The 13,524-nt window shown below is 73.9% G+C and carries 10 protein-coding genes; 8 read left to right on the plus strand and 2 right to left on the minus strand.

What is annotated here, in order from left to right; genetic code table 11:
• Nucleotides 1–1,719, plus strand: coding sequence for a phosphoenolpyruvate--protein phosphotransferase (gene ptsP / locus D0T12_RS07725; protein WP_199487338.1), 1,719 nt, complete (start codon nucleotides 1–3; stop codon nucleotides 1,717–1,719).
• Nucleotides 1,720–1,791: 72 nt separating this feature from the next.
• Entirely contained in the window at nucleotides 1,792–4,236 is a 2,445-nt protein-coding gene (locus D0T12_RS07730; RefSeq protein ID WP_117398745.1) for an FtsX-like permease family protein, read from the plus strand.
• Nucleotide 4,237: 1 nt separating this feature from the next.
• Here D0T12_RS07730 and D0T12_RS07735 read toward each other — a convergent pair whose 3' ends face one another.
• Together D0T12_RS07735 and D0T12_RS07740 are read right to left on the minus strand one after the other, a co-directional pair.
• The gene (locus tag D0T12_RS07735; protein ID WP_233525893.1) at nucleotides 4,238–5,875 is read right to left on the minus strand and encodes a glycoside hydrolase family 3 protein; all 1,638 of its coding nucleotides are present in this window, start codon (nucleotides 5,873–5,875) and stop codon (nucleotides 4,238–4,240) included.
• Nucleotides 5,876–6,155: 280 nt separating this feature from the next.
• On the minus strand, nucleotides 6,156–7,508 hold the full coding sequence (locus D0T12_RS07740) for an N-acetylglucosamine kinase (protein WP_233525894.1): 1,353 nt from the start codon (nucleotides 7,506–7,508) through the stop codon (nucleotides 6,156–6,158).
• A gap of 61 nt (nucleotides 7,509–7,569) precedes the next feature.
• Between D0T12_RS07740 and D0T12_RS07745 the strand changes: the two genes are divergently transcribed.
• The 6 genes from D0T12_RS07745 to D0T12_RS07770 all read left to right on the plus strand — a co-directional run bounded on the left by D0T12_RS07745 (nucleotide 7,570) and on the right by D0T12_RS07770 (nucleotide 13,293).
• Nucleotides 7,570–8,580, plus strand: a complete 1,011-nt coding sequence (locus tag D0T12_RS07745) for a MurR/RpiR family transcriptional regulator (RefSeq protein ID WP_233525895.1) — start codon at nucleotides 7,570–7,572, stop codon at nucleotides 8,578–8,580.
• Complete coding sequence (locus D0T12_RS07750; protein ID WP_117398749.1) at nucleotides 8,577–9,473, plus strand: N-acetylmuramic acid 6-phosphate etherase; 897 nt, start codon at nucleotides 8,577–8,579, stop codon at nucleotides 9,471–9,473. Before D0T12_RS07745 ends, D0T12_RS07750 begins: the two co-directional genes overlap by 4 nt.
• Nucleotides 9,474–9,601: 128 nt before the next feature.
• Nucleotides 9,602–10,210: an HAD-IA family hydrolase gene (locus D0T12_RS07755; RefSeq protein ID WP_233525896.1), complete on the plus strand. Its 609-nt coding sequence runs from the start codon at nucleotides 9,602–9,604 to the stop codon at nucleotides 10,208–10,210.
• A gap of 25 nt (nucleotides 10,211–10,235) precedes the next feature.
• Nucleotides 10,236–10,742 carry a DUF6912 family protein gene (locus tag D0T12_RS07760; RefSeq protein WP_117398750.1) on the plus strand — a complete coding sequence of 169 codons (507 nt, stop codon included), beginning with the start codon at nucleotides 10,236–10,238 and terminating at the stop codon, nucleotides 10,740–10,742.
• Between the two features lie 67 nt (nucleotides 10,743–10,809).
• Nucleotides 10,810–12,441, plus strand: coding sequence for an L-glutamate gamma-semialdehyde dehydrogenase (gene pruA, locus D0T12_RS07765; protein ID WP_117398751.1), 1,632 nt, complete (start codon nucleotides 10,810–10,812; stop codon nucleotides 12,439–12,441).
• A 147-nt stretch (nucleotides 12,442–12,588) separates the two neighbouring features.
• Nucleotides 12,589–13,293 (plus strand): HAD family hydrolase, encoded by a 705-nt coding sequence (locus D0T12_RS07770; protein ID WP_117398752.1) that lies wholly within the window; start codon nucleotides 12,589–12,591, stop codon nucleotides 13,291–13,293.
• Nucleotides 13,294–13,524 lie beyond the last annotated feature (231 nt).

The following is a 13,524-nucleotide window of genomic DNA, read 5'->3' on the forward strand; positions in this document are numbered from 1 at the left end:
GTGCCGGACGCAACGAACGGCGCATCGGGCGACACGGCGGGGAACGTGCTGCGCGGCGCCGGAGTCAGCCCGGGGGTCGGGGTCGGCCCGGTGCGGGGCATCGCGGGCGCCGTCCCCGAGCCGCCCGCCGGTGACCGGCACGGCGGGGACGCCGCCGCCGAGCGCGCCACGGCGCTCGCCGCGCTGGAGGCCGTCGCCACCGACCTGGAGGAACGCGGCGCCCGCGCCGCCGAGATCGGCAACACCGACGGCCGCGACGTGCTGAACGCGCAGGCGCTGATGGCCCGCGACCCCGGCCTCGCCGACGACGTCGGCACCAGGATCGACGGCGGCACCGGCGCGGCCCGCGCCGTGTTCGAGGCGTTCGGCGTCTACCGGGACATGCTCGCCGGAGCGGGGGAGTACATGGCCGCCCGGGTCACCGACCTGGACGACATCCGCGACCGGGCCGTCGCCCGGCTGCTCGGCCTGCCGGTGCCCGGCGTCCCCGAGTCGGACGAGCCGTTCGTGCTGGTCGCCCGCGACCTCGCCCCGGCCGACACGGCCGTGCTCGACCCGGCGCAGGTCGTCGCGTTCGTCACCGAGGAGGGCGGCCCGACCAGCCACACCGCGATCATCGCCCGGACGATGGGCGTGCCCGCCGTCGTGGCGCTGCCCGGCGCGACGGCGCTCGCGGACGGTACCCGCGTCCTCGTCGACGGCTCCGCCGGGACGGTGCGTCCGGACCCGTCCGAGACCGAGGTGACCGCGGCCCGATCCGCGGCCGCCGCCCGCGCGTCCGCGCTGGAAGGCTCCACCGGCCCCGGCGCCACCAAGGACGGGCACCGGGTGCCGCTGCTGGCGAACATCGGCGGCCCTACAGACGTCGACGCCGCGCTGCTGAACGGCGCCGAGGGCGTCGGGCTGTACCGCACCGAGTTCCTCTTCCTCGACCGCGCGACGCCGCCGTCCGACGCGGAGCAGGAGGACGCGTACCGAAAGGTGCTGGAGGCGTTCCCGGAGGGCCGTGTCGTCGTCCGGACCCTCGACGCGGGCGCCGACAAGCCGCTCGCGTTCCTGCCGCCGCCCGGTGAGGAGCCGAACCCGGCGCTCGGCGAACGCGGGCTGCGGATGATGCGCCGCCACCCCGACGTCCAGGCCGCCCAGCTCGCCGCGCTCGCCCGCGCCGCCACCGGCCTGACAGTGAAACTCCAGGTCATGGCGCCGATGGTGACGGACGCCGACGAGGCCGCCTTCTTCGCCGCCGCCTGCCGGGAGGCGGGCATCGACCATCCCGGCGTGATGATCGAGGTGCCCGCCGCCGCGCTCCGCGCCCGCGACCTCGCGCCCGAGGTGGAGTTCTTCAGCCTCGGCACCAACGACCTCACCCAGTACGCGTGCGCGGCGGACCGCCAGGTCGGCGGGCTCGCGCACCTCCAGGACCCGTGGCAGCCCGCCGTCCTCGACCTGGTCGCCCCGGCGGCCTCGGCGGGCATCCCCTGCGGCGTGTGCGGGGAGGCCGCGTCCGATCCGGCGCTCGCCTGCGTGCTGGTCGGCCTCGGCGTGACGTCGCTGTCGATGAGCGCGCCGTCGCTGCCGCTGGTCCGGGCCGCGCTCGCCCGCCACACGCTGGACGAATGCCGCAAGGCCGCGTCGGCCGCCCGCGCGGCGCGCACCGCGGGTCAGGCCCGCGACGCCGCCCGCGCCCACCTGCCCGGCCTCACCGAACTGGGGGTGTGACCGGGCCGCCCCACCCCGGAGAATCGGGTTTACCCCATTGCCGGTGACCGCCCCCAGCGGTGATCTTGGAGTATGGGGAACGACGCACGGATCGGCGTGCTGACACTCGCGTTACGGACGGTCCGCGCCCGGTGGACGGCGTTCACCGGGACGTTCATCGCGTTGACGCTGGGCGTCGCGATGACGGCCGCACTGGGGTCGGCGCTGGCGTCGGCCATCGGCACCGAGCCCGTCAAGGCGCCGGAACGGTACCCGCGCGCCGTCTCGGTCGTCCAGCCGGTGCCACCGCCCGACCCGCCCGACACGCCCGCGCCACCGCCGGGGCTCGGCCCCGACGTGGTCGCGCGTGTGTCCGGGCTCGGGCCCGTCGTCGCGGACCGCGTCTTCTACGCCCAACCCGCCACGGGAGACGGACCGGTCATCGGGCGCGCGTGGCCCTCGGCGCGCTATGCCGCGTACCAGATCACCGCGGGACGGGCGCCGTCCGGCGACCGGGAGATCGTGGTGGCGGGAGGCGGCGGTGCGCGGCCGGGCACGTCCATCACCGTCCTCACGGGCGGCGGGCCCGGCACCTACCGGGTCGCGGGCGTCGCGCACGGACCGGAACCCGCGATCTTCTTCACCGGGACGGAGGCGGCCCGGCTGTCGCCACGCGTCGACGTCCTGATCTCCGCGGCCCCGGTGCCGGCCGTCCGGGACGCCGCGGGCACGGGCGCGCTGGTCGCACCAGGGGCGGGGCTGCGGTCGGGCCCGGACGACGACAGGCTCGCCGACGCCGAGGTCCTGCTCGGCATCGCCGGCGGAGTCGCCGGGTTCGTGGCGGTCTTCGTCGTCGCCTCGACGTTCGCGTTCGCGGTCGCGCAGCGGCGACGGGAACTGGCGCTGCTGCGGGCGGTCGGGATGACGGCCCGGCAACTGCGCCGGATGCTGCTCGGCGAGGCCGCCGTCCTCGGCGTGGCCGCGTCGCTGCCGGGCTGCGCGCTCGGCGTCGCCGCCGCCCCGGCGCTCGGCGCCTGGCTGACCGCCCGTGACCTCGCGCCCCCCGGCTACGAGGTGACCCCGTCGGTGTGGCCGCTCGCCGTCGCGTGCGGCACCGGCCTGACCGTCGCGCTGCTCGGCGTGTGGGCCGCGTCCCGCCGGGCCGGACGCATCCGTCCGGTGGAGGCGATGCGGGAGTCCGTGCTCGAACACCGGGTCATGACCCTCGCGCGCTGGCTCGCCGGGCTCGCTATCACCGGCACCGCGCTGTGGATGCTGGTCGCCACGGCGTTGAACTCCCCGCAGGCCGCGACGAACCGGAAACAGTACGTCCTGGTGACCCTGCTGCTGATCGGCGGCATGGGACTGCTGGCCCCCGCCGTCGTGCCGCCGGTCGCCCGGCTGGTCACCTGGCCGCTCGGACGGTTCGGCCGTCCGTGGACGACGATCGTCCGGCGCGGCGCCCTGGCCGCCGCGCGGCGCACCGCCTCGACCGCGGCGCCGGTGCTGATCACGCTGGGGCTGACGGTCGGGCTGCTCGGCGCCACCGCCATGGTCAAGGACGCGCGTGCCGCGGAGGAGCGGGCCCGGCACGGTGGCGACCTCGCCGTGGTCCCGGTGGGCGCGCCGGGTCTCACCCGCGCGGCGGTCGCCCGGGTCGAGGCCGTTCCCGGCGTGCGGGCCGTGCCGCGAACGCCCACGACGATCACGGTCCGGCAGGACGGTGAACCGGTCACCTACGCCGCCGAGGCCGTGCCGCCCGGCGGGCCGCTGAGCGCCCTGCCGGTGCTCGCCGGGACGCCGTCCGCCCTCACCGACGACTCGATCATCGTCGGACGGGAGTGGGAGCGGCGGGTCGGGGACCGGGTGGACGTCCGGCTCGCCGACGGCACGAACCGGTCGCTGAAGGTCGCGGCGGTGCTCAGGCAGGGGCTCGCCGACGACATCGTCCACGTCACGGCGCGGAACGCGGGCGGCGCGGTGCTCACCGAGTCGATCGACGTCCAACTGCTGCCCGGAACCGACCGTGCCGCCGCGCTCACCGCGCTCCGTGCCGCGACGCGTGGGCTGCGCGCCGACGTCGCCGTCCCCGCGGACCTGTCGGCGGCCGCCGAGGGGCGGCAGAACCGGCACGCCCGAACCGGGATGCTGTTCATCCTCGGCGTCTCTCTCCTCTACTGCGCCATCGTGATCGCCGCGACGCTGGTCATGGCCGCCGCCGACCGGATCCGAGAGCAGGGCGTCCTGCGCCTCGCGGGCGCCACATCCGGGCAGGTGCTGCGGGTGGTCGCGGGGGAGTCGCTGCTCGCCGTCGGCGTCGGCACGGTCCTCGCCGCGTTCGCTTCGCTGGCGAGCCTCGGCGGTCTGTGGGCCGCGATCCGCGCCGTCACCGGCGAGGGGCCCGGCGTCGCCCTGCCCTGGCCCGCGGTCGGGGGCGTGTTCGCCCTATGCGTCATGATCGCCGTCTCTGCGTCGCTGCTGCCCGCCTGCGCCGGGCTGCGCACCCCCGCCATCGACGCCGCGGGGGCGAGGGAATGACCTACCGGTAGCCCAGCCCGTGGCCGACCCGCTTTCCGGCCGCGGGGACCGGCAGCTTGCCCGTCGGCCGCACCGCGCCGCTCAGCACCTTCGCGAGCGCGGTGACCGACACGGTACTGGCCGAGTACGTGGCGAGCGCCGCGTCCGCGCCCCCGGCGAAGTCGAGGTCGTAGGGGCGGCCGAGCGCGGCGACCACCACCGGTTTCGGGCCGAGCGCCCGGATCCGGGCGGCGGTGGCGGCGCCCGCGTTCTCGGTGGTCAGGACGGTGACGTCCGCTGCGGCAGGGGACGTCACCGTGACGCCCTGACTGCGCAGCGCCGCGCGGAGCGTCCCGTTTCCCGGCCCGGTGACGGCGACCTTCCTGCCCTTCAGCGGCAGCAGGTTCCGATCGTTGCGGACGAGGGTGACGGCGTGTTCGGCGACCCGGCGGGCGGCGGCCTTGTTCGCGGCCGTGCCGATCACGGCCCCGGTTCCGTCCGGGTCCACGGTCGCCCGCTGGAACAGGCCGCGCCGCTGCTTGAGCCGCAGGACGCGCGTGACCGACGCGTCCAACCGTTGCGCCGATATCCGCCCGGACCGGACGGCCGCCAGAACCGCCCGGTAGGCGCGCGGCAGGCTCGGTGGCATCAGCAGTTGGTCGGCGCCCGCCTCGATCGCGCGGACCGCCACGGCCGCGTCGCCGTACTTCTTCCGTACGCCCGCCATCTCCAGCGAGTCCGTCGTGATCACGCCCTGGTAGCCGAGGGCGCCGCGCAGCAGCCCGGTGAGGACGGTCTTCGACAGCGTGGCCGGGTCGCCCGACCGGTCGAGCTCCGGCACCTCGATATGCGCGGTCATGATCATGTCGACGTCGGCGGCGATCGCGGCCCGGAAGGGCGGCGCGTCGAGCCGCTCCCACATCGGGCGCGAATGCCTGATCACCGGCAGGCCGGTGTGGCTGTCGGTGGCGGTGTCGCCGTGCCCGGGGAAGTGCTTGGCCGCCGCGGCGACCCCGGCGGCCTGGTAGCCGTCGACGGCGCCGGCCGTCAGCTTCGACACGAGCCCCGGGTCGGCGCCGAACGAGCGCAGTCCGATGACGGGATTGCGCGGGTTGACGTTCACGTCGGCGTCGGGGGCGTAGTCGAGGTTGACACCGACCGCGCGCAGCTCGGTGCCGGTCACCCGCGCGGCGGCGTGGGCGTCCGCGGGGCTGCCGGTCGCGCCGAGCGCCATGTTGCCGGGGAAGACGGTGACGAACGGCGTGCGCGACACGATGCCCTGCTCCTCGTCCACGCCGAGCAGCAACGGGATCTTGGACGCCTGCTGCAGCGCGTTCGACTGCGCGGCGGTCCGTTTCGGGGAGCCGAAGTTCTCGGGGAAGTAGATCAGGCCGCCGACGTGGTACTTCCTGATCTTCTCCAGGGCGTCGGCGCGGCCGGAGAACCGTGGCACGAACAGCTGACCGACCTTCTCCGCCACGCTCATCTTCGCGACATGGCCGGGGATCCACGCGTCCGGCGGCGGCGCCGTGCTCTTCGCCGGCGTGGGCGCGCCGGACCGGGCGGGCGGCGCCGGCCCGTCGTCGCAGCCCGAGGCCAGCGCCATGGCGGGCGCCACGGTCAGTGTCGCCGCGAGCGCGAGCGGTCGAGTAACACGCACCTGACCAGGCCCCCCGACATGGTCTCGGTTCCTCATCGGATCGAACGCGGCGACGTTAACACGGCTTCGCGAAAGGACGCGCACGGACACCCGCAGGGGCAACATCGTCCACGGCCGCCCCTCTGGTACCACTCCGATCACGATGGACCCCAGGACCACTGGTGTGGATCTTGTGGGGTCCATCGCGATGAACCCGGACGGTCTTCTCCACCGTCTGTTTCTGGGATCGGCCGGGGCTGGAACAGGTCAGCCGAAGCCGGGTCCGGCGGGGCGCGGTGGCTCAGCCGGGCAGAGGGTGGCCGAGGCGGCGCAGCGCCAGCCCGGCCGCGCCGACGGCTCCGTCGCCCGCACAACGCGGCGCCGCGGCGAAACGATCGCGCAGCCCGGTGCGGACGGCCTCGGCGACGGGACCTTCACGGAGCACCGAGCCGTGCATGACGACCGGTGCGCAGGGATCGGACAGGGCCGGGCGCACCGCGTCCACGTCGCGGAGCAGCCACTGCGCGGCCTCTTCGGTGATGCGCCGGGCCACCGGATCTCCGGCGGCCGCGGCGGCGGCGACCACCGGGCCGAGCCGGCCCAGGGCCGCGGGCGGACGGCCGTACACCTCCTTGATGATCGCTTGGGCGAGACGAGGGTTGGGCGGGATGCCGGGCATCTCGGGATGGCCCGGCGGCCCGGGATCACCGCGCGGGCCGTGCGATCCCGGACGGCCCGGCGGCCCGTGCGAGCCGGGCGGCCCATGCGAGCCCGGACGGCCCGGCGGGCCGGTGGAACCGTTCCCGGACGCCGGATACGGAACGCTCCCGGACGCCGGGCACGACCCGTTCCCGGGCGGCCCGCCGGGCCCTTCTCCGGGCGGTGGACAGGGGGACTCGGGGAGGAGCACGGCGGTGCCCGTGCCGCTCCCGATGGGGGTGCCTGCTCCGGTGGCGAACGTCGCGGTCGGCGGCGGCATGGAACCGCCCGGTGATGACGAAGGGGCGCCGGCCATGGCCAGCGCCCTCGGTCGGCGAGGTCTTCGCCGTTCCGCGTCGATCTCCGCGACCACGGTGGCGCCGAGCAGTGCGCGGGGGACCGAATCGGTGAGCAGCGTCGGGGAGCCGCGGCCGTCGTAGGCGGCGAGCGCCGCCCGGACGGCCTCCTTCCCGAGCCATACCGCCGAACCCTCGTCCCCGACGAGCCAGCCGTAGCCGTCCGCGCGCTGCACGATCGTCCCGTCGTTGATGACCGCCGCGCCGGCGCCCGTGCCGGAGAACACCACGATGCCCTTGGGCTCGCTGGTTCCCGCGGCGAACGCCACCGCGATATCGGTCACCACCGCGGGTGATCCGCGCAGGCCGACGGCCTGCCATGCCTGCCGCGCCGCCGCGACGGCGGCGGGCCGGCCGGCGGAGCCGGCACCGGCGATGCCGAACACGCCGGTGAGGATATGGGTACGGTCGAGGTCCCCGAGCGCCTCCCGCAGGGCTGTGGTCAGCGCCCCTGCGGTGTCGCCTCCGGAGTTGGGGTTGGCCCCGGGGCCGGTGCCGGAACCGGCCAGAGCACCCCCCAGCGTCAGTACGACGCAGCGGGTCTTCGTGCCACCCGCGTCGATACCGACCACGTAAGGACCGGCCAAATGGGTCAACACATGGCGACCGTAGCCTTTTCTACCGTTGACGTGACATCTCGCACGTAAGAAAATTTCCATCATGAGGAAACCCATCGGCTCCGAGCGGAGCCTTGAGCAGGGCCCCGAGCGGGGGATCACGGGGGAGCCCGGTTCACCACGGGACCAGGCGGCGTCCCAACGCCCACCCACCGAAGGAGAGAAGGACAGCACGCCGCTGAGCACCGTGGTGCGGGTCCGCTCGCTGCTGCCCTCGCTGCCCCCCGCGGAGCGGCGAGTCGCACAACGCGTCATCGACGACCCCGAAGGGGTCGCCAACTCCACCATCACCGAACTCGCGCAGACCTGCGGCACCTCGGAGACCACGGTCATCCGGTTCTGCCGGGCGATCGGGTTCCACGGTTACCCGGAGCTGCGGCTGACCCTCGCCACCGAGGCGGGACGGGCGCAGAGCGCCGCGGGCGGCCGGATCATCGGCAGCGACATCAGCCCCGACGACTCGCTGGAGCAGATCGTCGAGAAGGTGACGTTCGCCGACGCGCGGGCCGTCGAGGAGACCGCGTCGCAGCTCGACATCAAGATGCTCGAACAGGTCGTGGACGCGGTCGTCGCCGCCGACCGCGTCGACGTCTACGGCGTCGGCGCCAGCGCGTTCGTGGCGGCCGACTTCCAGCAGAAGCTCCACCGGATCGGCCGGATCTGTTCGGCGTGGTCGGACGCCCACATCATGCTCACCAGCGCCGCCGTGCTGGGCGGCACGAGCGTGGCCATCGGGATCTCCCACACGGGCGCGACGGTGGAGACCATCGACGCCATGGCGGTCGCCCGGAGCAGGGGCGCCACGACCGTGGCGATCACCAACTTTCCCAAGTCCCCGATCGCGGAGGTGGCGGATCTGATTCTGACGACGGCGGCGCGGGAGACGACGTTCCGCTCCGGCGCCACCGCAAGCCGGCTGGCTCAGCTCACGGTGGTCGACTGCGTCTTCGTCGGAGTGGCGCAGCGCACCTACGGGCCGACCCGCAAGGCACTGGAGGCCACATTCGAGGCGGTCCGCGGCCGGACCGTGCGACCCGACCGGAGGCGTCGGTGATCGATTGCGAGCTCCCCACCGAGGGACGGAACCCCCGGACCCTCGACGTCGACACGCTGCCGACCCTGGAGGTGCTGCGCGTGATCAATTCCGAGGACGCGACCGTTCCGACGGTCGTGGCCTCCGTCCTGCCCGAGGTCGCCCGGCTGGTCGACCTCGCCGTCGAGTCCCTGCGCGCGGGTGGGCGCGTCCACTATTTCGGCGCCGGCACGTCCGGGCGGCTGGCGGTCCTGGACGCCGCCGAACTGCCCCCGACGTTCGGCATCTGGGGACGGGTGGTCGCCCACCAGGCCGGGGGGCCGGGCGCGCTGTCCCAGGCGGTCTCCGACGTCGAGGACGACGTGGAACTCGGCCGCCGGGACGCCCGCGACGTCCGGTCCGGTGACATCGCCATCGGCATCGCGGCGAGCGGCCGTACCCCCTACGTGGTGGGCGCGCTGCGCGCCGCCGCCGGGGTCGGCGCCCGGACCGCGCTGATCAGCTGCAACCCGCACACCCCGTACGGGGACGAGGTCGAGGTGCACATCGGGCTCGCCACCGGGCCCGAGGTGATCAGCGGGTCCACCCGGATGAAGGCGGGCACGGCGACCAAGCTCGTGCTCAACTCCTTCTCCACCACACTGATGATCAGGATGGGGCGCACCTACTCCAACCTGATGGTCAGCGTGAACGCGCTGAACGCCAAGCTGCGCGCCAGGCTGGTGCGCATCCTCACCGAGGCGACGGGCATGGACGCGCACATCTGCGAGAAGGCGCTGGCCGAGGCGGGGGGGAACACGCGCGTCGCGCTGGTCTCGCTCCTCGGCGAGGTTCCCGCGTCGCGTGCGACGGTCCTGCTGGAGGAGACCGACGGGGGCGTCCGAGAGGCTCTTCAACGACTCAGATCAGCCTGATCCGGGGTCCGAGGCGGCCGGTAGTTGGGGCCGGCGGCCTTCCGGACGAGCGATCGGGATAGAACGGGGTTCGGTACGATCAGGGCCATGTACGCCGGACAAAAGCGGATCAAGGCCGTGATCACCGATTGGGCGGCGTCCTCACCGCGCCTCTGCGGGAGGCGATCAACGCGTGGCTCACCGCCGAACGCATCGACGCCGAGCGCTACATGACCGTGATGCGCGCCTGGGTGGAGCAGGCCTACGACGGTGCCGGCACCAACCCGATCCACGGGCTGGAGGACGGCACCCTGCCCACCGAGGAGTTCGAGCGCCTCCTCGCGGCCGAACTCCGCACGACCGACGGGGGTCCCGTGGAGGCCGCCGGGCTCGTCCCCCGGATGTTCCGCGGGTTCGTCCCCGTCCAGCCGATGTACGACGCGCTCCGCGCGGCCCGCGCCGCCGGGGCCCGTACGGCCCTGCTGTCCAACTCGTGGGGCGACCACTACCCCCGCGACCTGTTCGCCGACCACTTCGACGCCATCGTCATCTCCGCCGAGGTGGGGGTCCGCAAGCCCGACGAGCGCATCTTCCGGCACGCCCTGACCCTCCTCGGGCTGGACGCGTCGGAGTGCGTCTTCATCGACGACATCGACCACAACGTCCGCGCCGCCGAGGCGATCGGCTGCCACGGCATCCACCACACCGATTCCGACACCACCATCGCCGAACTGCGCGCGTTGAACGTCCTGGCCTGACCGTCTGGCAGACTGGCGAACCGTCATGCGCGTCTATCTGCCGTCCACGCTCACCCTCCTCGCCGGAATCCACGCCGCCCGCGAGATCGGTCCCGCGCCGCTCACCGCCCACGCGGTCACGCCCGCGCTGCGCGAGTGGTACGCGGGCGGCGACCTGGAGGAACTGGAGTACGCGGCGATGTCCGCCGCCGCCCGCGCGTCCCTGCGCCTGCTCGCCGCCGACCCGTCGGTGCCGCGCCGCCGCGTCGTGCTGGCCGCCGAGGTGCCCGACCAGGTGGTCTCCTGGGCGGGGTACGCCGACCTCGGCAACGACGACCGCGCCCTGGTCGAACTCTCGGCCGTCATCCCCTGGAGCGGGATCGCGTCCGGTCATGTGGACGACCCGGCCGCAATCGACGACATCGTCGCGGCGGCCGAGGCCCTGCCCGCCGCCGACGCGGGCGACGACGACGCCCGCTTCACCGTCGACGGCGCCGAGGGCCACGAACTCCTCTGGTACGCGACCCAGGAACTCCCGCACCTTCTCGACTGATCGGGGTGCCGGCGGGTAGGGCCCCTGACGCGTCGACAAAGCCGTCGAATGTGCAGGGAGTCGTCAGATGGACGCCGTCACCACCGTGCCGGTACCGGTGAACGAGCCGGTGAGGAGCCACGCGCCGGGCAGCTCCGAACGGGCCGCGCTGGAGGCCAAGATCAAGGAACTCGGCGGCGCGCAGACCGAGCTGACCATGACGATCGGCGGCGAGCGGCGGATGGGCGCGGGCACCCCGATCGACGTCGTCGAGCCGCACGACCACGCGCACGTCCTCGGCCGGATGGGCGACGCGACCGAACCCGACGTGGCCGAGGCGATCGCGGCGGCCCGGGAGGCGGCCCCCGGCTGGCGGGCCATGGCGTTCGAGGACCGTGCCGCGATCTTCCTGCGCGCCGCCGACCTGCTCGCCGGGCCGTGGCGGTCCACGCTGAACGCGGCGACGATCCTCGGCCAGTCCAAGTCCGTGCAGCAGGCCGAGATCGACGCGGCCTGCGAACTGATCGACTTCTGGCGGTTCAACGTCCGCTACGCTCGGCGGCTCCAGGAGATCCAGCCGCTGTCGTCGCCGGGCGTGTGGAACCGCCTCGAATACCGGCCGCTGGAGGGGTTCGTCCTCGCGATCACCCCGTTCAACTTCAGCGCGATCGCCGGGAACCTGCCGACCGCGCCCGCGCTGATGGGCAACGTCGTCGTCTGGAAGCCGTCCCCGACCCAGCAGCTCGCCGCCCACTTCACGATGCGGCTCCTGGAGGCCGCGGGGCTGCCGCCCGGCGTGATCAACCTCGTCACGGGGAACGGTCGGGCCGTCTCCAACGTCGCGCTCCGCCACCCCGACCTGGCGGGCCTCCACTTCACCGGCTCCGTCGCCACCTTCCAGAACCTCTGGCGGACGATCGGCGAGCACATCTCCGCCTACAAGGGCTACCCCCGCGTCGTCGGCGAGACCGGCGGCAAGGACTTCGTCGTCGCGCACCCGTCCGCCGACCCGGCGGTGCTGAAGACCGCCCTCGTCCGCGGCGCCTTCGAGTACCAGGGGCAGAAATGCTCCGCCGCGTCCCGCGCCTACATCCCGCGCTCGGTCTGGGACAGGATGCGGGACGACTTCATCGCCGAAACCGAGTCCCTCACCATGGGCAACGTCGCCGAGGACCTCTCCCTGTTCATGGGCGCGGTCATCGACGACCGGGCGTTCGCGAAACACCGCCGCGCCATCGAACGGGCCCGCGGCATCGCGTCCATGAAGATCCTGACGGGCGGCGAGCTGGACGACTCGCGCGGCTACTTCGTCACGCCGACCGTGCTGGAGTCGTCCGACCCCACCGACGAGATCTTCACCACCGAGTACTTCGGCCCGATCATCGGCGTGCACGTCTACGACGACGGCCAGTACGACGCCGTCCTGCACCAGATGGAGAGTGTCTCCGAGTACGGCCTCACCGGCTCGATCATCGCCGAGGACCGCGCCGCGATCGCCGCCGCGACCGACACGCTCCGCTTCGCCGCCGGGAACTTCTACATCAACGACAAGCCCACCGGCTCGATCGTCGGGCAGCAGCCCTTCGGCGGCGCCCGCGCCTCCGGCACCAACGACAAGGCCGGCTCGATCTTCAACCTCACCCGCTGGACCAGCGTCCGCTCCATCAAGGAGACGCTCGTCCCGCCGACCGACCACCGCTACCCCCACATGAACTCCTGACCGGCCGCCGCCCGGGCGGTGTACAGGACGGTTGCGGACGGCGCCCGCGAAGCCGGACGATAAGCTCGCCCCGCCCCCGCGGCGGGGTCGGGCCGGTGCCCGGGGCGCCGCCCGTCCATCGCTCCATCGACCTCGCATGGGAACGGGATGTCGACGCTGAACCGGCTGGTGCTGTGGAACATCGATCAGACCCTGGTCGACGTCGGGCGGGTCACCCGGGACGCCTACGCCGAGGCGTTCCAGCGGACCGTCGGACGGCCCCTCGTCCGGCTCGCGCCCACCCCCGGCCGCACCGAGTCCGAGATCATCTTCGAGACGCTGGCGTTCAACGACGTCGTCACCACCGACGACCATCTGCCCGACTTCATCACCGCCCTCACCGACGCGTTCGCGGCGCGGCGCGCCGACGTGCGCGCCCACGGCCGGGTCCTGGCCGGTGCCCGTGAGGCCGTCGAGGCGCTGGCGCACGTGCCGGGCGTCGTCCAGTCGGTACTGACCGGGTCCGTGCAGCCGAACGCCGTCCTGAAGGTGACCGAACTGGGTCTCGCCGGGCATCTCGACCTCGACTCGGGCGGCTACGAGAACGGCGTCTACAGCAAGGCCGCCCTCCTGGAACTCGCCAGGACCCGCGCCGGGGAGCGGCACGGCGCCCGCTACGACGAGGCCGCGACCGTCTACATCGCCGACTCGCCCCGGGACGTCCAGGCCGCCCGCATCGCCGGGTCGCCGATCATCGCCGTCGCCACCGGCAGCGCCACCGAGGCCGAGCTGCGCGCCGCCGGCGCCGAACGCGTCCTCGGCACCCTCGCCGACACCAACGCCGTGGTGAGCGCCGTCGCCGAGCTGTATTAATTGCAGGACCGGCCCACTTCGCTCGCCTGGCGGCTCGCTGCGTGACCGTTCCTGGGCGAACGCGCATCGCTTCGCGATCCGCCCGGCTTCGCTTGCCTTCGGCTTCGCTGTGCCGGGCGGGTCACGCGTTCGCGTGCGGGCTGAGGCCCACACGAGACACGGGCTTAGACGCCCGGATCGGGGAAGTTGCGCGGTGTGCGGAGGGGGATGATATTGGGGAGGGCCGCGTGC

Origin of the sequence: Actinomadura spongiicola (assembly GCF_003432485.1) — a bacterium.
Classification (GTDB): Bacteria; Actinomycetota; Actinomycetes; order Streptosporangiales; family Streptosporangiaceae; genus Spirillospora; species Spirillospora spongiicola.

Coding starts and splice junctions, on each gene's coding strand:
- D0T12_RS07730 (WP_117398745.1), top strand. CDS start 1,792: ATGGGGAACGACGCACGGATCGGCGTGCTGACACTCGCGTTACGGACG.
- pruA (WP_117398751.1), top strand. CDS start 10,810: ATGGACGCCGTCACCACCGTGCCGGTACCGGTGAACGAGCCGGTGAGG.
- D0T12_RS07770 (WP_117398752.1), top strand. CDS start 12,589: ATGTCGACGCTGAACCGGCTGGTGCTGTGGAACATCGATCAGACCCTG.
- D0T12_RS07745 (WP_233525895.1), top strand. CDS start 7,570: ATGAGGAAACCCATCGGCTCCGAGCGGAGCCTTGAGCAGGGCCCCGAG.
- D0T12_RS07760 (WP_117398750.1), top strand. CDS start 10,236: ATGCGCGTCTATCTGCCGTCCACGCTCACCCTCCTCGCCGGAATCCAC.